Annotated in this window: 18 protein-coding genes and 1 pseudogene; 14 read left to right on the forward strand and 5 right to left on the reverse strand. The window is 72.1% G+C overall.

Going from position 1 to position 18,827, the window contains the following annotated elements; all coding sequences use genetic code 11:
• Positions 1-134 precede the first annotated feature (134 nt).
• Positions 135-1,493, forward strand: coding sequence for a phosphoglucosamine mutase (gene glmM / locus AC07AG_RS11310; RefSeq protein ID WP_478754090.1), 1,359 nt, complete (start codon positions 135-137; stop codon positions 1,491-1,493).
• A 63-nt stretch (positions 1,494-1,556) separates the two neighbouring features.
• Here the strand turns inward: glmM and AC07AG_RS11315 are convergent, their stop codons facing one another.
• Positions 1,557-2,504, reverse strand: coding sequence for a DUF389 domain-containing protein (locus AC07AG_RS11315; protein ID WP_478754092.1), 948 nt, complete (start codon positions 2,502-2,504; stop codon positions 1,557-1,559).
• A 36-nt stretch (positions 2,505-2,540) separates the two neighbouring features.
• The gene (coaA, locus tag AC07AG_RS11320) at positions 2,541-3,539 is read right to left on the reverse strand and encodes a type I pantothenate kinase (protein WP_478754094.1); all 999 of its coding nucleotides are present in this window, start codon (positions 3,537-3,539) and stop codon (positions 2,541-2,543) included.
• A 209-nt stretch (positions 3,540-3,748) separates the two neighbouring features.
• Here coaA and AC07AG_RS11325 point away from each other — a divergent pair, with 209 nt between their 5' ends.
• The 6 genes and pseudogenes from AC07AG_RS11325 (at position 3,749) to tsaE (ending at position 9,895) form a co-directional block, all read left to right on the forward strand.
• Positions 3,749-4,117: a holo-ACP synthase gene (locus AC07AG_RS11325; RefSeq protein WP_478754096.1), complete on the forward strand. Its 369-nt coding sequence runs from the start codon at positions 3,749-3,751 to the stop codon at positions 4,115-4,117.
• 33 nt (positions 4,118-4,150) lie between these two features.
• Positions 4,151-5,662 (forward strand): NAD(P)H-hydrate dehydratase, encoded by a 1,512-nt coding sequence (locus AC07AG_RS11330; protein ID WP_478754098.1) that lies wholly within the window; start codon positions 4,151-4,153, stop codon positions 5,660-5,662.
• Positions 5,663-6,053: 391 nt separating this feature from the next.
• Positions 6,054-6,944 carry a L,D-transpeptidase family protein gene (locus tag AC07AG_RS11335; RefSeq protein WP_478754100.1) on the forward strand — a complete coding sequence of 297 codons (891 nt, stop codon included), beginning with the start codon at positions 6,054-6,056 and terminating at the stop codon, positions 6,942-6,944.
• A gap of 50 nt (positions 6,945-6,994) precedes the next feature.
• Complete coding sequence (gene alr / locus AC07AG_RS11340; protein WP_478754102.1) at positions 6,995-8,146, forward strand: alanine racemase; 1,152 nt, start codon at positions 6,995-6,997, stop codon at positions 8,144-8,146.
• Between the two features lie 13 nt (positions 8,147-8,159).
• Positions 8,160-9,405, forward strand: a pseudogene (locus tag AC07AG_RS11345) (alpha/beta fold hydrolase); the annotation flags it as partial.
• The gene (tsaE, locus tag AC07AG_RS11350) at positions 9,383-9,895 is read left to right on the forward strand and encodes a tRNA (adenosine(37)-N6)-threonylcarbamoyltransferase complex ATPase subunit type 1 TsaE (protein WP_478754104.1); all 513 of its coding nucleotides are present in this window, start codon (positions 9,383-9,385) and stop codon (positions 9,893-9,895) included. The pseudogene AC07AG_RS11345 and the gene tsaE, both read left to right, overlap by 23 nt.
• A 285-nt stretch (positions 9,896-10,180) precedes the next feature.
• On the opposite strand, the gene AC07AG_RS11355 is transcribed toward tsaE, so the two are convergent.
• Entirely contained in the window at positions 10,181-10,732 is a 552-nt protein-coding gene (locus AC07AG_RS11355; RefSeq protein WP_478754106.1) for a hypothetical protein, read from the reverse strand.
• Between the two features lie 108 nt (positions 10,733-10,840).
• On the opposite strand from AC07AG_RS11355, the gene tsaB reads away from it, so the two are divergent.
• The 4 genes from tsaB to AC07AG_RS11375 are packed head-to-tail and all read left to right on the forward strand — an operon-like array spanning position 10,841 to position 13,359.
• A complete protein-coding gene (gene tsaB, locus AC07AG_RS11360) occupies positions 10,841-11,497 on the forward strand; it encodes a tRNA (adenosine(37)-N6)-threonylcarbamoyltransferase complex dimerization subunit type 1 TsaB (protein ID WP_478754108.1) in 657 nt (218 codons plus the stop codon).
• A 29-nt stretch (positions 11,498-11,526) separates the two neighbouring features.
• Positions 11,527-12,000, forward strand: coding sequence for a ribosomal protein S18-alanine N-acetyltransferase (rimI, locus tag AC07AG_RS11365; protein WP_478755501.1), 474 nt, complete (start codon positions 11,527-11,529; stop codon positions 11,998-12,000).
• Positions 11,993-13,105: a tRNA (adenosine(37)-N6)-threonylcarbamoyltransferase complex transferase subunit TsaD gene (gene tsaD, locus AC07AG_RS11370; RefSeq protein ID WP_478754110.1), complete on the forward strand. Its 1,113-nt coding sequence runs from the start codon at positions 11,993-11,995 to the stop codon at positions 13,103-13,105. Before rimI ends, tsaD begins: the two co-directional genes overlap by 8 nt.
• Complete coding sequence (locus AC07AG_RS11375; protein WP_478754112.1) at positions 13,102-13,359, forward strand: hypothetical protein; 258 nt, start codon at positions 13,102-13,104, stop codon at positions 13,357-13,359. Before tsaD ends, AC07AG_RS11375 begins: the two co-directional genes overlap by 4 nt.
• Positions 13,360-13,377: 18 nt before the next feature.
• Here the strand turns inward: AC07AG_RS11375 and AC07AG_RS11380 are convergent, their stop codons facing one another.
• Positions 13,378-14,097 carry a TetR/AcrR family transcriptional regulator gene (locus tag AC07AG_RS11380; RefSeq protein WP_478754114.1) on the reverse strand — a complete coding sequence of 240 codons (720 nt, stop codon included), beginning with the start codon at positions 14,095-14,097 and terminating at the stop codon, positions 13,378-13,380.
• 80 nt (positions 14,098-14,177) lie between these two features.
• On the opposite strand from AC07AG_RS11380, the gene AC07AG_RS11385 reads away from it, so the two are divergent.
• The 3 genes from AC07AG_RS11385 (at position 14,178) to AC07AG_RS11395 (ending at position 17,440) form a co-directional block, all read left to right on the forward strand.
• Entirely contained in the window at positions 14,178-15,668 is a 1,491-nt protein-coding gene (locus AC07AG_RS11385) for an MFS transporter (protein ID WP_478754116.1), read from the forward strand.
• A 42-nt stretch (positions 15,669-15,710) separates the two neighbouring features.
• Complete coding sequence (locus tag AC07AG_RS11390) at positions 15,711-16,067, forward strand: YciI family protein (protein ID WP_249588305.1); 357 nt, start codon at positions 15,711-15,713, stop codon at positions 16,065-16,067.
• A 62-nt stretch (positions 16,068-16,129) separates the two neighbouring features.
• On the forward strand, positions 16,130-17,440 hold the full coding sequence (locus AC07AG_RS11395; protein WP_478754118.1) for an RNA polymerase sigma factor: 1,311 nt from the start codon (positions 16,130-16,132) through the stop codon (positions 17,438-17,440).
• An 87-nt stretch (positions 17,441-17,527) separates the two neighbouring features.
• Here AC07AG_RS11395 and AC07AG_RS11400 read toward each other — a convergent pair whose 3' ends face one another.
• Positions 17,528-18,754, reverse strand: coding sequence for a THUMP-like domain-containing protein (locus tag AC07AG_RS11400; RefSeq protein ID WP_478754120.1), 1,227 nt, complete (start codon positions 18,752-18,754; stop codon positions 17,528-17,530).
• Positions 18,755-18,827 lie beyond the last annotated feature (73 nt).

The raw sequence follows: 18,827 nt of genomic DNA on the forward strand, positions 1-18,827 counted from the left end.
CTTGTACTTTTCGTTCGCCCCGGCGGCACGTTGTGTGCTGCCGGGGCGTTCGTTTATCGGGAACCCTGGAGATCCTGGTGATCCCAGGGCGGGACCCCGGTGATCCCGGGGTAGAAGTCCGGAGGAGGACAGCAGTGGGACGACTCTTCGGCACGGACGGCGTGCGCGGTGTCGCCAACGCGGATCTGACGGCCGAGCTCGCGCTCGGGCTCTCCGTGGCGGCGGCTCATGTGCTCGGCGAAGCGGGCACGTTCGAGGGCCATCGGCCGGTCGCGGTGGTCGGACGGGACCCCCGCGCTTCAGGGGAGTTCCTGGAGGCCGCGGTGGTCGCCGGTCTCGCGAGCGCGGGCGTGGACGTCCAGCTCGTCGGTGTGCTGCCCACCCCCGCGGTGGCGCATCTCACCGGTGCGCTGGGCGCCGACCTCGGCGTGATGCTCTCCGCGAGCCACAACGCCATGCCGGACAACGGCATCAAGTTCTTCGCGCGCGGCGGCCACAAGCTGCCCGACGAGCTCGAGGACCGCATCGAGTCCGTGTACGAGGAGCACCGCACCGGCGCTCCCTGGCAGCGCCCCACGGGCGCGGGCGTCGGCCGGGTGCAGACGTACGACCAGGGCCTCGACCAGTACGTCGCGCATCTCCTCGGTGTGCTCCCCAACCGCCTCGACGGACTGAAGATCGTCCTCGACGAGGCGCACGGCGCCGCCGCCCGTGTCTCGCCGGAGGCGTTCGCGCGCGCCGGTGCCGAGATCATCACGATCGGCGCCAAGCCCGACGGCCTGAACATCAACGACGGCTGCGGCTCCACGCACCTGGGCCTCCTGAAGGCTGCCGTCGTCGAGCACGGCGCCGACTTCGGTGTCGCGCACGACGGCGACGCGGACCGCTGCCTCGCCGTGGACCACACGGGTGCCGAGATCGACGGCGACCAGATCCTCGCCGTCCTGGCGCTGGCCATGCGCGAGCACGGCACGCTGCGCTCGGACACCGTCGTCGCGACGGTCATGTCGAACCTGGGCTTCAAGCTCGCCATGGAGCGCGAGGGTCTCTCCCTGGTGCAGACCGGTGTCGGCGACCGCTATGTGCTGGAGTCGATGAAGCAGAACGGCTTCGCACTCGGCGGCGAGCAGTCCGGGCACGTGATCATCCTCGACCACGCGACCACGGGTGACGGCACGCTGACGGGGCTTCTGCTCGCGGCGCGCGTCGCCGAGACCGGGCGCAGCCTCGCCGATCTCGCCGGGGTCATGGAGCGGCTTCCGCAGGTCCTGATCAATGTGCCCGACGTCGACAAGTCCCGGGTCACCACCTCCGCCGAGCTGACGGCCGCCGTCGCCGAGGCCGAGCGTGAACTGGGCGCCACGGGACGGGTGTTGCTGCGGTCGTCCGGCACGGAGCCGTTGGTGCGCGTGATGGTCGAGGCCGCCGACATCGACCAGGCCCAGTCGGTGGCCGAGCGCCTCGCCGACGTGGTGAAGTCCGCGCTGGGGTAGGGCAGTTGCCCGGCCAGGACGGTTGCCCGGCCGGGCAGTTGCTGGGCTAGGGCAGTTGCCCGGCTAGGACGTTTGTGACTTGGCGGTGCGCTCGCGCTGCCTGGCCCAGAGGAACTTCTGGGCCAGGAGCGTGAGCGTACCGGCGAGGACGATGCCCAGCAGGTTGAGCAGGAGCTGCTCGGTGGAGCCCCACGCCTGCTTGTACTCGTCGTAGCTGAAGGCCACGGCCGCGTTGGCCGCCGCGGGGACCGTCGTCACCGAGATGGCGACGCCGACCAGGGCGCCCGACTTCGCCGAGGTGAGGGAGAGCATGCCCGCCGCGCCCGCGAGGACCGCCACCACGAACGAGAACCAGTCGGGGCGGTAGATGAAGTTCGTGTTCGGGCGCTCCGACTTCAGGGCGTCGTCGCTGAACAGGTTCACCGCGTCCATGAAGTAGCTGAACCCGACCGTCACCACTATCGCGACTGCGAAGCCCACCAGGATCGCGATGAGCGAGCGCAGGGCGAGCCGCGGGGCGCGCTGGACCAGGGCGGTGCAGAAGCCCGCCAGGGGGCCGAACTCGGGGCCCACCGCCATCGCGCCGACGATCAGGATCGCGTTGTCGAGGACCACGCCGCAGGCCGCGATCATCGTGGCGAGCGTGATGAACGCGACGTACGTGACCGAGAGCGTCGACTCCTCGTGGGTCGCGTCGGAGAGCTGCTCCCACAGGACCGCGTCCGCGCCTTCGCCCGGGGCGTCCTTCTCCGCCTTGTCGGCGCGCTGGGACAGGGACAGGTCGATGTTCTCGACCGCGATCGAGCCCGACTCGTCGATGCCGAGTCCGCGCAGCCCCCCGATCAGTTCGTCGCCCGCCTCGCGGGCCACGTCGCACATGATGACGTCGCCCGAGGGATTGCGGGCCGCGCCCGGCAGCACGGCGAGGTGGGTGGTGCCGGTCGTCTCCTCGATCAGACGCACCACGTCATCGGTGCGGTCCGCCGGGGTGATCAGGCGTAGATGCAGCATGCGCGCAGGGTAGCCGCCTGTCCGGGACGCGTGGGGTCAGAGCTTGCGCAGGCTCAGGCGCTGCACCTTGTGGTCGGGGCCCTTGCGGATGACCAGGGCGGCCCGGCCGCGCGTCGGGGCCACGTTCTCCAGGAGGTTGGGCTTGTTGATGGTGCGCCAGGTCGTGCGGGCGTAGTCCAGAGCCTCTTCCTCCGAGACCTGGGTGTACTTGCGGAAGTACGAGGACGGGTCCTGGAACGCCGTGGCGCGCAGCTTCTTGAAGCGGTTCAGGTACCAGCGCTCGATGTCCTCGGCGCGCGCGTCCACGTACACGCTGAAGTCGAAGTAGTCGGCGAGGCCCACGCGGGTGCGGCCGTCCTTGCCGGGGAGGGCCGGCTGGAGGACGTTGATGCCCTCGACGATGAGGATGTCGGGGCGGCGGACCGTGAGGCGCTGGTCCTGCACGATGTCGTAGATCAGGTGGGAGTAGACGGGCGCCGTCACCTCGTCCTTGCCCGCCTTGATGTCCGCCACGAAGCGGGTCAGGGCCCTCCTGTCGTACGACTCCGGGAAGCCCTTCCTGGACATCAGGCCGCGGGCCTCCAGCTCCTTGGTGGGCAGGAGGAAGCCGTCCGTGGTCACCCGCTCGACGCGGGGGTGCTCGGGCCAGCGGGAGAGGAGGGCCTGGAGGAGACGGGCGACGGTCGACTTGCCGACCGCCACCGAGCCGGCGACTCCTATGACGAAGGGCGTGCCCGACTGGGAGCCCTTCTCGCCGAGGAAGGTGTTGAGCGCGCCGCGCAGGCCGTCGGTGGCGCCTACGTAGAGGTTGAGGAGGCGGGAGAGCGGGAGATAGATGTCCCGCACCTCGTCCAGGTCGATGACATCGCCCAGGCCGCGCAGCTCCTCCAGCTCGGCGGCGGTGAGGGGAAGCGGCGTCTTGTCACGCAGGGCGCTCCACTCGGTGCGGGTGAGGTCGACGTAGGGAGTCGCCTCCGGCCTGTGCCGGTGGGCGCTCCGCGCGGTCGTCGGGGGTACGGAGACCGATGAGATCACAGTCCATTGTTACGGCTGTTTGAACGGGGCGGGGGGTGGGGTGCGTCACCCTGCGGGGCTTGGGCGGGTCGGGTGTGGGCCTGGGCTTGGGCTTGGGCTTGGGCGGTGGGGGTGTGGGTTCGGGTTCAGGTTCGGGTGCGGGTTTGTGGGGTGACGCACCCTGCGGGGCTTGGGCGGTTGGGGGTGCGCGGGCTCGTAGGCTGCTGCTCGTGATTATTGGGGTCGGAATCGACGTGGCCGAGATCGAGCGGTTCGAGGCGGCGCTGCAGCGTACGGCGGGGATGGCGGGGCGGCTCTTCGTGGAGCGGGAGTTGCTGCTGCCGAGCGGGGAGCGGCGGGGGATCGCCTCGCTGGCGGCGCGGTTCGCGGCCAAGGAGGCGCTGGCCAAGGCGCTGGGGGCGCCTGCGGGGCTGCGGTGGACGGACGCGGAGGTGTTCGTCGAGGAGAGCGGGCAGCCGCGGCTGCGGGTGAAGGGGACGGTGGCTGCTCGGGCCGCCGAGTTGGGGGTGCGGTCGTGGCATGTGTCGCTCAGCCATGACGCGGGGGTGGCTTCGGCCGTGGTGATTGCCGAAGGGTAGGCGTGGGGTGCGGCGCCGGGTGACACTCGGGGTATGCGTACTGCGTACACGGTGGAGACGGTCAGGGCCGCTGAGCGGGAGCTGATGGCTCGGGTGCCGGAAGGTGCCCTGATGCAGCGGGCCGCTGCGGGGCTCGCGGTGGTCTGCGCCGAGGTGCTCGGCAAGGTGTACGGCTCCCGGGTCGTGCTGCTCGTGGGGAGCGGGGACAACGGGGGTGACGCGCTGTACGCCGGGGCGCGGCTTGCCCGGCGGGGGGCCGGGGTGTCGGCGGTGCTGCTTTCGCCCGAACGGGTGCATGGGGGTGGGCTTGCCGCCTTCCGTGGTGCTGGGGGGCGGGTCACTGGTTCCGAGGATGTGGTGCGGGGGGCCGATCTTGTCGTTGACGGGATCGTGGGCATCGGGGGGAAGGGCGGGCTGCGGGAGTCTGCTGCTCAACTGGTGGGTTCTGTGCGGGCGTTGGGGGTGCCGGTCGTATCCGTGGACCTGCCGAGCGGTGTCGATGCGGACAGTGGTGTCGTCGTCGGCGAGGCGGTGCGGGCCGATGTGACGGTGACGTTCGGGGTGTACAAGCCGGGGTTGTTGATTGATCCGGGGCGGGAGTACGCGGGGGTGGTGCGGCTGGTTGATATTGGGCTTGAGCTGGGTGCGGGTGTGGCTTCGGGGGCTGGTGCGGCTTCGGGTGTGGGTGTGGGTGTGGGTTCAGGTGTGGGGGAGGGCGCGGGTTCGGGTGTGGGTGTGGGGGAGGTTGAGGCTTTTCAGTACGCCGATGTGGCCTCGCTTCTGCCGTTGCCGACAGGGGAGAGTGACAAGTACCGGCGGGGTGTCGTGGGGATCGTCGCGGGGTCCGCTCGGTATCCCGGGGCCGCTGTCCTCGCTGTCGGCGGTGCGCTGCGGGGTGGTGCGGGGGCCGTGCGGTACGTGGGGCATGCGGCGGATGCGGTGATCGCCCGCTTCCCGGAGGCTCTCGTCTCCGCGGGGCCGCCGTCCAAGGCGGGGCGGGTGCAGGCCTGGGTGGCCGGTCCGGGGCTCGGGGACGATGCCGAGGGGCTCGCGGATGTCATCGGTGCCGATGTGCCCGTCCTGATCGACGCGGACGGGCTGCGGCTCGCCGATGCGGCTGCGGTGCGGGGGCGGAGTGCGCCTACGTTGCTCACGCCGCATGCGGGGGAGGCTGCCGCGCTGCTGGGGGTCGCGCGGGAGGAGGTCGAGCGGGGGCGTCTTGCCGCTGTGCGGGAGTTGGCGGGGCGGTATGGGGCGACGGTGCTGTTGAAGGGGTCGACGACGCTGGTCGCGGGTCCGGGGGGTGGTGCGGTGCGGGTGAACCCGACGGGGACGCCGTGGCTGGCCACCGCGGGCAGCGGGGACGTCCTTTCGGGGCTGGCGGGGGCGTTGCTCGCGGCGGGGCTCGGGGCGGGGGATGCGGCTGCGGTGGGCGCGTATCTGCATGGGCTGGCCGGGCGGCATGCGGCGGATGGGGCGCCGGTGGGGGCGCAGGATGTGGCGGAGGCTATTCCTGTGGCGTGGCGGGATGTGCGGGGGGACTAGCGTCCGGCTTTGGCGGGCTGCGGTGCTGGTCCGTATGTGGGTGCGGGGCCGTGCCGGTATGTCCGTCCTCGCTATCGTCCGGTGGGCGTGGGGTTGCTTCGCTGCTGGAGTGTTGGGAGCCGTGCTCCGGGCGGACATACCGGCACGTCCCCTCCCGAGCGTTTCCCGGCTGCGGCCGATCGGTCGTGCTCTCCAGGCAGGCGCCGCTGCGGGGCAATCGGGTGGTGGGCGGGAAAGGCTTGTTCGCCCAGGGGTGGCTGCGGGGTGAACGGGCGGGTGGGTGGGGAAGGGGTGTTCGGGGCGGGGCAATTGGGGGAAATGGGCGGCGGTGCGGGGGGAACCCACCGCGCGGCGCGGGCCGGTAGACCTCACCGCGGGGTTCGCTCATCGCATGATCAGTAAGACAGCTCAGCGCGGCCTGGCCGCACTGCTCACGCTGGCCGCCGCCCTCCCGGCAGGCCCCGCCTTCGCCGACCCCACCCCGCCGAGCCCCGCCTCCCCCGCCGCCCGCCTCGTCCCCGGCATCCCGCTTCCGCCGCGGCACCCGTGGCAGCTGGACACCCCGGACCAGGATCTGGCGCCGCACGTCTACACCCCCAGCGCCGCCGAGGACGCCATCGAGCCGGACGACGCGGTCGGCGAGCAGCTCATCGAGTACGTGCCGCCGGGTGAGGTCGTCAGGAAGTCGGCCGGTGCCCGGTGCAGCGCGAGTACCGGGCCCCATCAGCGGGATGCCGAGCGGTGGCTGAAGCTGCCGGTGGACGGCAAGCAGTCGCCCAAGGACTGCCGGGCCATCCGTGCCTTTCAGCGGAAGGAAGGGATCCGGCCCGCCATCGGCTTCGCGGGGCCCGTCACCTGGGCGCGGATGCGGCTCATCTCCGCGCGCAAGAAGCCGAACGCCGAGAGGAAATGCCCCACGCGCACCTACCGCCTCGCCTGCGTCGATCTGCGCCGGCAGCTGATGTGGGTGCAGAAGGGGAAGAAGGTGCTGCTCGGGCCCGTGCCGATCCGGAGCGGGCGGGCCGGGTACGCGACCCGTGTCGGCTGGCACAAGATCTACTGGAAGCACAAGAACCACTGGTCGTCGATCTACGAGACCCCCATGCCCTACAGCCAGTTCTTCAACGGCGGACAGGCCTTCCACGCCATCTACGGCAACATCTACAGCCCCCCTGGCTCACGGGGCTGCGTGAACCTGCGGCTCGATGACGCGCGCGCCCTGTGGAAGACCCTGCGCAAGGGAGACCGGGTCTACGCGTGGGGAAGCAGGCCCGGGACCTGAGGCGCGCGGCTGCCAGGGTGTCAGCGGGCTCTGAGACACTGGTCGGCGTTATGACTGAGACCGCACCCTTGCGTGCCCGCGCCGAGATCGACCTGGCCGCCCTCCGGGCCAACGTGCGGACCTTGCGTGCCCACGCCCTAGGCGCCGCCTTCATGGCCGTCGTGAAGGCGGACGCGTACGGCCATGGGATGGTCCCCTGCGCCCGCGCCGCCGTCGAGGCGGGCGCCACCTGGGTGGGCGCCGCGACCCCCGAGGAGGCGCTCGCGCTGCGGGCCGCCGGGATCCAGGGGCGCCTCATGTGCTGGCTGTGGACTCCGGGCGGGCCCTGGCGCGAGGGCGTCGAGGCCGACCTCGACATGTCGGTGAGCGGGCTCTGGGCGCTGCGCGAAGTGTCCGCCGCCGCGCGGGCCGTGGGGCGCACCGCGCGTATCCAGCTGAAGGCCGACACCGGGCTCGGGCGCAACGGCTGTATGCCCGCCGACTGGCCCGAGCTCGTCTCGCAGGCGCGGCAGGCCGAGGCCGAGGGCCTGGTGCGCGTCACGGGGATCTGGTCGCACTTCGCGTGCGCCGACGAGCCCGGACATCCGTCCATCGCCGCTCAACTCGCCCTCTTCCGCGAGATGATCGCGGCCGCCGAGGAGCGCGGGATCAGGCCCGAGGTGCGGCACATCGCCAACTCGCCGGGCACGCTCACGCTTCCGGAGACCCACTTCGATCTCGTACGACCGGGGATCGCGATGTACGGGATCTCGCCGAGCCCCGAGATCGGTACCCCTGAGGAGTTCGGCCTGCGGCCCGTCATGACGCTCAGCGCCTCGCTCGCCCTCGTGAAGCACGTCCCGGGGGGTCACGGCGTCAGTTACGGACATCACTACGTCACACCCGGCGACACGACTCTGGGCCTCGTCCCGGTCGGGTACGGGGACGGGATCCCGCGCCACGCGTCCGGCACGGGACCCGTGCTCGTCGGCGGCAAGTGGCGCACGGTCGCGGGGCGCATCGCCATGGACCAGTTCGTGGTCGACCTCGGCGGTGACGAGCCGGATGTGGGCTCCGAAGCGGTCCTGTTCGGTCCCGGTGACCGGGGCGAGCCGACCGCCGAGGACTGGGCGCAGGCGGCGGGCACCATCGCGTACGAAATCGTCACCCGCATCGGATCGCGTGTTCCGCGCGTCTATGCCAATGAGCGACCCGACGAGTGAGTAGGAGCGGCACGTGAGCGAGACCAGCACGGGGGCGGCCGCGGAAGCGGTGACGGAAGTCGCCGCGGCGGCCGGGAACTGGCGCAGGGCCGGATTCGCCGGTGCCGCGATAGGCGTCGTCGCGGCGGGTGCCGCGGCCGGTGTCGCCATCGAGCGGCTGACCGTCGGGCGCGGCATGCGCAAGAAGGCGCGGCTCGCACTCGACGCCTCCGGGCCGTACGGCTCGCTGCGCGGCATGCCGGGTCAGGCGTACGCCGACGACGGCACCGAGCTCTCGTACGAGGTCGACGAGGTCGAGTCGGACAGCGCGCAGGCACCGCGCCGCCGCAGGCTCTTCGGGCGCAAGGCCCCCGCTCCCGTCACCGTCGTATTCAGCCATGGCTACTGCCTGAGCCAGGACTCCTGGCACTTCCAGCGGGCGGCCCTGCGCGGCGTCGTGCGCTGTGTGTACTGGGACCAGCGCAGCCACGGCCGTTCGGGGCGGGGAGCCGCGCAGCTCGCGGACGGGACGCCGGTCTCCATCGACCAGTTGGGGCGGGACCTGAAGGCCGTCATCGACGCGGCGGCGCCCGAGGGGCCGCTGGTCCTGGTCGGGCACTCCATGGGCGGCATGACGACGATGGCCCTCGCCGACCACTTCCCGGAGCTGATCCGCGAGCGCGTCGTCGGCGTCGCCCTGGTGGGTACGTCGTCCGGGCGGCTCGGCAGCGTCAACTTCGGTCTCCCTGTCGCCGGTATGAATGCCGTGCGGCGGGTGCTCCCGGGTGTCCTGAAGGCGCTCGGCTCGCAGGCCGATCTCGTGGAGAAGGGGCGGCGGGCCACCGCGGACCTCTTCGCCGGCATCATCAAGCGCTATTCGTTCTCGTCGAGGGACGTGGACCCGGCGATCTCGCGGTTCGCCGAGCGGATGATCGAGTCGACGCCCATCGACGTGGTCGCGGAGTTCTATCCGGCCTTCGCCGAGCACGACAAGACGGAGGCGCTGAAGCACTTCTCCGAGCTTCCGGTGCTCGTCCTCGCAGGTGACAAGGACCTGGTGACGCCGAGCGAGCACAGCGAGGTCATCGCCGATCTGCTCCCGGACGCCGAGCTCGTCCTCGTCCCGGACGCCGGGCACCTGGTCATGCTGGAGCACCCCGAGGTGGTCACGGACCGCCTCGCGGACCTCCTGGCCCGAGCGGGGGCCGTCCCCGCGGCGGCCGACGCACGGACGTCCAGCGGCTAACGTTGGGGGGCATGGAAGCACCGCACAACCCGGCCCCCGTGAACTCCCTCGGCATCACCGTCACATCGCCCGAGCAGATGGGCGACCTGGGTCGCCGCCTCGCCAAACTGCTCCGCCCCGGTGACCTCGTGATGCTCACCGGCGAGCTCGGCGCCGGCAAGACGACGCTGACCCGTGGCCTGGGTGAGGGCCTCGGTGTCCGGGGCGCCGTCACGTCCCCGACCTTCGTCATCGCCCGCGTCCATCCGTCCCTGTCCGAGGGCCCGCCCCTGGTGCATGTGGACGCGTACCGCCTGGGCGGCGGGCTCGACGAGATGGAGGACCTCGACCTCGACGTCTCGCTGCCCGAATCGGTGATCGTCGTGGAGTGGGGCGACGGCAAGGTCGAGGAGCTCTCGGACGACCGGCTGCGCGTCGTCATCGACCGGGCCGTCGGCGACACGACGGACGAGGTGCGCGAAGTGACGCTGACCGGGGTCGGGACACGGTGGGCCCAGGCCGATCTCACGCTGCTTTCGGCCTGATCCTCGTCTTTTCGCCCGAACATTCCGACAAGGCGTCGGGAAGATGTTGCGCGCCGTGCTCCGGGCGTGGTCACATGGATACCGGTACTGGTTAGGTCTACCTAACCACGTCTGCCCCCGGAGCCCAGGAGGCATCCATGTCGGCTTCAGAACGTGACGTACAGCCCCGGCCGCACGGGCTGTCGGGGCCATCGGGGATTTCCATGCGCGATCTGCTGGCGTCCTGCGCCGCCGCCACCGCGGTCTCGACACCGCCGCGCGACCCGGCGCCCACGGGCGAGGTCCCTACGGAACGACGACGACCTTCTTGCTGATCGTCGCGAACTCCCACATCGCGTTGCCGTCCTTGCGCGACTCGCGGATGCCGCCGGTCTTCTTCGACGGGTCGGGCTTCGGCGTCGAGCCGTCGACGGCCGCGCTGAAGCCGATCGCGATGCCGTCCACGTTCGCGAAGCGCACGACATGCTCGATCGCCACGCCGTCCGTTCCGGTGACGGTGCCCGAGCGCGAGGTGACGGCGTACGTGCCGGGGACCGGGTCCACCGTGCTCGGCGTGACCTTGAACGTGTGCTGCGCCTTGCCGGAGCCCGCGACCAGCCACACGCGGTCGTCGCCCACCGAGTAGACGACCCGCTCGCCGCTGCCGGACTGCGCCGGAAGCGCCGTCGGGTTGGCCTTGTCCTTGGGGGACCGCGACGCCGAGGCGGAGGGGGACGTGTCGGGTTTCTTGCCCAGGGAGTCCGGCGCGCTGGCCGAGGCCTGGTAAGCGAGGAAGCCGACCGCGGCGAGCGCAGCGGCGGTGAGCCCGGCCACGAATCCCGAGCTGCTCCTAGACACCTGCGCCACCCTCTTCGTACTCCGTACGGCTACGGGGTGACGTTAGCAGCAGGTGTGCGGCATCCTCGGTCGGCCGTGCGCCGGGCGCCGGAGCCGTAGGCTATTCGCGTGCTCTTGCTCGCTCTGGATACCGCCACCCCCGCCGTCACCGTCGCGCTGCACGACGGCGCCTCCGTCGTCGCAGCCTCCAGCCAGGTGGACGCCCGCCGCCACGGTGAGCTGCTGCTCCCCGCCGTCGACCGCGTGCTCGCCGACGCCGGGCTCAGACTCGACGCCGTGACCGGCATCGTCGTCGGCGTGGGCCCCGGCCCTTACACCGGCCTGCGTGTCGGCCTGATGACCGCCGACACCTTCGGCCTCGCGCTCGGCGTGCCGGTGCACGGGGTGTGCACCCTCGACGGGCTCGCGTACGAGTCCGGCATCGAGAGCGGCCCCTTCGTCGTCGCCACGGACGCGCGGCGCAAGGAGGTCTACTGGGCGCGGTACGCGGACCCGCGCACCCGTCTCACCGACGCCGCCGTGGACCGCCCCGCCGACATCGCGGACGCGGTGGCGGGCGTGCCCGCCGTCGGCGCGGGCGCGGTGCTCTACCCCGAGACCTTCCCGGACGCCCGCGCCCCCGAGCACGTCTCGGCGGCCTCGCTCGCCTCGCTCGCCGCGGAGAAGCTCGCCGCGGGCGAGGAGCTGCTGGCCCCGCGGCCGCTGTACCTGCGCAGGCCCGACGCGCAGGTCCCCAAGAACTACAAGGTGGTCACCCCCAAGTGACATCCGTGACGACTGCTGTCCTGCGCGAGATGCGCTGGTGGGACATCGAGCCCGTCTTCGTCCTGGAGAAGGAGCTCTTCCCGGACGACGCCTGGTCGCGCGGCATGTTCTGGTCCGAGCTCGCCCACGCCCGCGGGCCGCTGGCCACCCGCCGCTATGTGGTCGCCATGGACGGGGACCGGCTCGTCGGGTACGCGGGACTCGCGTCGGCCGGCGACCAGGCCGACGTGCAGACCATCGCGGTGGCCCCGAGCCACTGGGGCACGGGGCTCGGCTCCCGGCTCCTGACCGATCTGCTCTGCGCGGCCACCGCCTTCGAGTGCGGCGAGGTCATGCTCGAGGTGCGGGTCGACAACACACGGGCGCAGAAGCTGTACGAGCGCTTCGGCTTCGAACCCATCGGCTTCCGGCGCGGCTACTACCAGCCGGGCAATGTGGACGCCCTGGTCATGCGTCTGACCGATCCCTCAACTTCCGTACAAGGAACCGACACCCATGGCTGACTCGCGCGATCAACCCCTCGTCCTCGGCATCGAGACCTCCTGCGACGAGACCGGCGTCGGCATCGTCCGCGGCACCACCCTGCTCGCCGATGCCATCGCCTCCAGCGTCGACGAGCACGCGCGCTTCGGCGGCGTGGTGCCCGAGGTCGCCTCGCGCGCGCACCTGGAGGCGATGGTGCCGACCATCGACCGCGCGCTGAAGGAGGCGGGGGTCGCCGCTTCCGACCTCGACGGCATCGCGGTGACGGCCGGTCCCGGCCTCGCGGGCGCGCTGCTCGTGGGCGTCTCGGCGGCCAAGGCGTACGCGTACGCGCTCGGCAAGCCGCTGTACGGCGTGAACCACCTGGCCTCGCACATCTGCGTCGACCAGCTGGAACACGGCACGCTGCCCGAGCCGACGATGGCGCTGCTGGTCTCCGGCGGTCACTCCTCGCTGCTGCTCTCCACCGACATCACGTCGGACGTACGCCCCCTGGGCGCGACCATCGACGACGCGGCGGGCGAGGCCTTCGACAAGATCGCGCGGGTGCTCAACCTCGGCTTCCCCGGCGGCCCCGTCATCGACCGGTACGCGAAGGAGGGCGACCCGAACGCGATCGCCTTCCCCCGCGGCCTCACGGGACCGCGCGACGCCGCGTACGACTTCTCCTTCTCCGGCCTGAAGACCTCCGTCGCGCGCTGGATCGAGGCCAAGCGGGCCGCGGGCGAGGAGGTGCCCGTGCGTGATGTGTCGGCGTCCTTCCAGGAGGCGGTCGTCGACGTGCTGACCCGCAAGGCCGTGCGGGCGTGCAAGGACGAGGGCGTGGACCACCTGATGATCGGCGGCGGCGTGGCGGCCAACACGCGGCTGCGTGCCCTCGCGCAGGAGCGGTGCGAGGCGGCCGGGATCCGGCTGCGGGTGCCGCGGCCGAAGCTGTGCACGGACAACGGCGCGATGGTGGCCGCACTGGGCGCGGAGATGGTGGCGCGTGGCCGTTCGGCCTCCGGCTGGGACCTGTCGGCGGACTCCTCGCTGCCGGTGACGGAACCGCACGTCCCGGCCCACGCGCACAGCCACGACCACGACCACGTGCACGAGGTCAGCAAGGAGAACCTGTACTCGTGACCGTCGCGCTGATGTGGGAGGCCCGCGCCGCCGACGGCCGGGGCGAGGAACTGCTCGCGTGGGCGCGGGCACAGCCCCTGGCGGTCGAGCCGGTCCGCCGCGAGAGCTTCCGCGCACCGCAGGACCGGGTCCTCGTCCTGACGTGGTGGGACGCGGCGTACGAAGCCGACCTGCCCGAACTGCCGGAGCCCGCGCCGGAGCTGGTGACGCGGGCGGTGCACAGGTGGCGCTTCGAGTCGGCAGGCCTCGGCTGACCCGGAGGGACCAGCCGGTCAGGGCCGTCGCGCCTGCCCCAGGAGCCCGTCGATGACCGCTCCCAGCTGTTTGGACACGTCGTAGTCCGCCGTCAGTTCCAGCCAGCGGTCGGCGAGCGCGGTCATGTGGGGGAGTTCCTCGGCGTCCGCGGCCGTGAGCATGCCGGGGAAGTGGCGCCCGCGGTCCGGCTCCTCGGCGCGGCGGGCCATCGCCTGGCGGAAGACCAGGTCGCCGTAGACGCAGTGCCAGATGGTGCGGTAGGCGGCGACGGCCTCGGCCGGGGTCAGGCCGCAGGTCATGCAGGAGTCGATGATCTCCTCGACCATCCACAGGGCGCCCTTGTCGGTGAGGTCGCCCAGGCTCAGCACCTCGACCACCCAGGGCATCCGCGCCAGGGTGCCGTGCATGTGCAGGGAGACAGCGAGCAGCCGGTCGCGCGGGTCGTCGGGGAGCTCCGGGCGCGGGACCGAATCGGCCGTGCCGGACAGGGTGAGCATCAGGAGCTCGTCCTTGTCGCGCACGTGGTGGTAGAGCGCCATCGGGGTCGTGCCGACCTCCTTGGCGACCCTGCGCATGCTCAGGGCGGCCACGCCCTCCTCCTGGAGGATGCGGCGCGCGATGCCGACGATCGTGTCGAGGTCGATGCGGCTGGGGCGGCCGCGCTTCTTCTTCTGCTCGACGGGTTTCTCCGCGGCCGCCGGTGGTGCCGCGTCTGTTCTTTCCGATTCTGCTGCCACGTGGCTCATTGTCGCGCCCCGGGGGTGTGGATGACGCACGCCGTTTTATTTTCTATACGCGTATAGTAATGTGCGTGGGCATGGTGAATCCTGCTGACTCCAAGCCCCCGCAGTCCCATTGGTTGCTGCCAGTGCTGCTCACCGTGCAGTTCCTGGTCTCCCTGGACATGTCCGTCGTGAACATCGCGCTGCCCGACATCGGCGACGACCTCGGCTTCGGGGCCGATTCGCTGCTCTGGGTCGTCAACGCCTACGCGCTCGCCTTCGGCGGCCTCCTCATGCTGGGTGGGCGCCTCGCCGACCTGGTCGGGCGGCGGCGCACCCTGATCGCCGGGTTCGCGGTCTTCGGCATCGCGAGCCTGGTCGGCGGGCTCGCGCAGACGCCGGGGCAGCTCGTCGCGGCGCGGGCCGTGCAGGGTGCGGGCGCGGCGGCGCTCGCACCCGTCGCGCTCGCGCTGATCACCGTCAACCACGCGGCAGGGGCCGCGCGTTCACGGGCGCTCGGGCTCTGGGGCGCGGCGGGTGCGCTCGGCGGTGCGGTCGGAGTGATGGCGGGCGGTGTGCTCACCGAATGGGCGGGCTGGCGCTCCGTGATGCTGATCAACGTCCCCGTGGTGCTCGGCGCGCTCCTGCTCTCGCGCCGTGGCGTGCCCGCCGACCGGCGCACCGGGCCCGCGCCGCGCCTCGACGTACTGGGCGCGCTGCTCGTCACGGCGGGCATGGCTCTGCTCGTCCTCGGCCTCGTCCGCACGGAGACGTACGCATGGGGATCCGGCACGACCCTGGGCACCCTCGGCGCGGCGGCCCTGCTGCTCGTCGCGTTCGCCGTCGTCGAGTCCCGGCAGCGTGAGCCGCTGCTCCGGCTCGGCCTGCTCAAGAACCGCCCCGTGGCCTCCGCGAACGCGTTCGCGCTGCTGATGTCGTCGGGGCAGTTCGCCGCCTTCTACTTCACCTCGCTCTATCTGCAGGAGGTCATGTCGTACGGGTCGACGCGGGCGGGAGCGGCGTTCCTGCCGTTCTGTGTGGGCGTCGTCGCCGGGTCGGTGATCTCGGCGCGGAAGGTCGGGCGTTTCGGGGAACGGACGCTGTTGGTGACCGGAGGGCTGCTCGGAGCGGCGGGGTTCGTGTGGTTCGCCCTCACGGTCGGCCCCGGCGGCACCTTCCTGGGATCCATCGTGGGGCCCTCGCTGGTGGCGAGCGTCGGCATCGGCATGTGCTTCGTGCCGCTCGGCACGGCGGCGACGTCCGGTGTCGCCGCCGAGGAGACCGGCATGGCGTCGGGGCTGCTCAACAGCTCCCGGCAGTTGGGCGGCTCGCTGGGGCTCGCGGTCCTGGTGACGGTGGCGTCGGGCGTCACGGGGTCAGGCCGTGGGCCCGGCGCGCTCGCGGACGGGTACGCGACGGCGTTCGGTGTCGCCGCGGCGCTGCTCGTGGCGGCGGCGTTGGCCACGGCGGTGCTGCATCGCGCTCCCGCACGGCTGCGACCTGCGCAAACGCCTGCCCGAGAAGATTCTTCGAAGAATCTGGGCGACGATGTCGATCCGGGCGTCTCCCGTTCGACGCATGGGTGAGAGGCGAGGAGAAGCCCCGCCACCACCCGATGGGAGACCACCATGCCGCGCTACCTGACGATGATCCGCGTCGACGAGAAGAACTCCCCCGAGGGCGGCCCGAGCCCCGAGATGGGCGAGCGCATGGGCGCGCTCCTGGAGGAGATCACCAAGGCCGGGGTGATGCTCGAGACCGCCGGCCTCACCCCGAACGCCGAGGGCACCCGTGTCCACTGGGAGGGCGGCCGGCTTTCCGTCACCGACGGGCCGTTCACCGAGGCCAAGGAGGTCGTCGGCGGCTACTCGATCACCCAGTGCAAGGACAGGGCCGAGGCGGTCGAGTGGGCGAGCCGGTTCCTGAAGGTCCACGACGAGCAGTGGACGGTGACGGCGGAGGTCCGGGAGATCATCGAGGGCTGAGTCCGGGCCGCGGGCCGTGGGCGCCGGGTCTTTGCGGTGCCCCGCGGAGGGTGCTCTGATGGGTGGCCGTGACGGCCCACTCCTCGGAGCACCCTCGCCCGGACGCTCCCCGCAACGCCATCGAGACCGTGTTCCGGATCGAGTCCCCGCGCCTCATCGCCGGTGTCGCGCGGATCGTGCGCGACGTGGGCATCGCGGAGGAGCTGGCGCAGGACGCGCTGGTAGCCGCCCTGGAACAGTGGCCGCGGACCGGCGTCCCCGACAATCCGGGCGCCTGGCTGACGACCACCGCCAAGCGCCGTGCCATCGACCTCGTACGCCGCAGGGAGCGCTACGCGCGCAAGCTTCAGGAGATGGGCCGCGACCTGGAGACGGCCCCGCCCCACGCCGACGAACCGGCCGACCCCGACGACATCGACGACGACCTCCTGCGCCTCGTCTTCACCGCCTGCCACCCGGTGCTCTCCGCCGAGGCCCGCATCGCACTCACCCTGCGGCTGCTCGGCGGCCTCACGACGGCGGAGATCGCCCGCGCGATGCTGGTCCCCGAGGCGACGGTGGCCCAGCGCGTCGTGCGCGCGAAGCGCACGCTCGCCGTCAAGGCAGTGGCCTTCGAAGTGCCGTACGGAGCCGAGCGCGAGGCCAGGCTCGGGTCGGTGCTCGAAGTCATCTACCTCATCTTCAACGAGGGGTACGCGGCCACGGCGGGCGACGACTGGCTGCGCCCCTCCTTGTGCGAGGACGCGCTGCGCCTCGCCCGGGTGCTGGCGGGACTGATGCCCCGGGAGGCCGAAGTGCACGGCCTGGCGGCGCTGTTGGAGCTCCAGACGTCCCGCGCGGCGGCGCGGACGGGCCCGGAGGGCGAGCCGGTGCTCCTCGCGGACCAGAACCGCCGCCACTGGAACCAGCCGCTGATCCGGCGGGGCTTCGCGGCACTCGCCCACGCGCGGGCCGCGTCGACGGGCGGCCCCGGCCCCTACGAGCTTCAGGCCGCGATCGCCGCCTGCCACGCGAACGCCGCGTCGTACGAGGAAACGGACTGGCCCCAGATCGCCGCCTTGTACGGCCTGCTGGCCGCCCGCACCCCGTCACCGGTGATCGAACTGAACCGCGCGGTGGCCGTGTCGATGGCATCGGGCCCGGCTGAGGCGCTGCGTCTGGTGGACGCGCTCGCGGACGAACCCGCCCTGAAGGACTACCACTTGCTGCCCAGCGTGCGGGGTGACCTGCTGGCCCGCCTCGGGCGCGGCGCGGAGGCGCGGGCGGAGTTCGAGCGGGCTGCGGGGCTCACGCGCAATGAGCGGGAGCGGGAGTTGCTGCTGGGGCGGGCCGAAAGGACCGGCCCGTCGTGGGGGTCCCCGCCTGCTCCTTGAGAGCTCGGGGAGTTCGAGGAGGGCTCGGGGGAGTTCGAGGACGGACTCGGCTGAGCCGGTGATCGACGGGGCCCGGGACCCCGGGCTTCAGGCCCCTGCGACCGGCTGCCCGATCAACATCGCCGGCGCCCCCGCCACCCGCGTCAGAAACACCGTCGCGGAGTTCTTGCCCTGCGGCTTCACCTTCCGGCGCAGTTCCTCCGGCTCCACCGCGGACCCCCGCTTCTTCACCGTCAGGATCCCGACCTCCCGCTCCCGCAGCACCGCCTTCAACTTCTTCACGCCGAAGGGCAGTTGATCGGTGATCTCGTACGCCACCGCGTACGGCGTCGTGTGCAGGGCGTCGGAGGTGACGTACGCGATGGTCTCGTCGATCAGGCCGCCCTCCACCCGCGCGGCCACCTCCGCCACCAGATGCGCACGGATGACGGCGCCGTCCGGCTCGTACAGATAGCGCCCCACCGCCCGCACCTGAGGGTCCGGCAGCATCGCGTCGAGCGAGGACCACAGCGATGCGCCCGAGGGCAGCAGCGTCGCGCGGTGCGAGGACGGGGTGTCGGTGCCGAACCACAGCACGGCCTCTTTCACGTCCCCGCCGTCCGAGATCCACTCCGCCGCCGCCTCGGCGGGAACCGCCTCGTGCGGGATGCCGGGAGCGATCTTCAGCGCCGCGTGCGGGGCCTTGCGGGCGGCCTCGACGGCCCAGGAGAGGGGCGGGGAGTAGGCCTCGGGGTCGAAGATGCGGCCCCGCCCGCCGCGCCGCGCCGGGTCCACGAAGACGGCGTCGTACGCGGCCGTGTCGACCTCGGTGACATCGGCCTCGCGCACCTCGATGAGGCCGTCGAGCCCCAGCGCCTCCGCGTTCGCGCGCGCCACCGCGCAGGTCAGCGGGTCACGGTCCACGGCGAGGACGGCGATCCCGGCCCGCGCGAGGGCGATCGCGTCGCCGCCGATGCCGCAGCAGAGATCGGCCACGCTGCGTACGCCCATGGCCTTGAAGCGCTCGGCGCGGTGCACGGCCACGCTCGTGCGCGTCGCCTGTTCGACGCCGTTCGGCGTGAAGAACATCCGCCCCGCGTCCTGCGCGCCGAACTTCGCCACCGCCCGCCGCCGCAGCCGCGCCTGCGCGAGCACCGCCGTGACCAGCTCCGCCGGGTGCTCGCGGCGCAGCCGGGTGGCGACGGCCAGCTCCCGGGCCGGATCGGCATCGCGCACCTCGTCGAGATCGAGCAGGGACCGGCCCTCGGCGCTGAGCAGCGCGGAGAAGGAGGTCAGGGCAGTCGAGTCGCGGTCGAGGTCGTTCACCCGGCCCATTGTGGGCCAGTCGGTGGATGGTGCGCGCCCGGCGGCGGTGTCGGCCCCTCGACGGGGCCTTGAGCTGCAAAAA

This window comes from Streptomyces sp. NPDC044044, assembly GCF_056434405.1.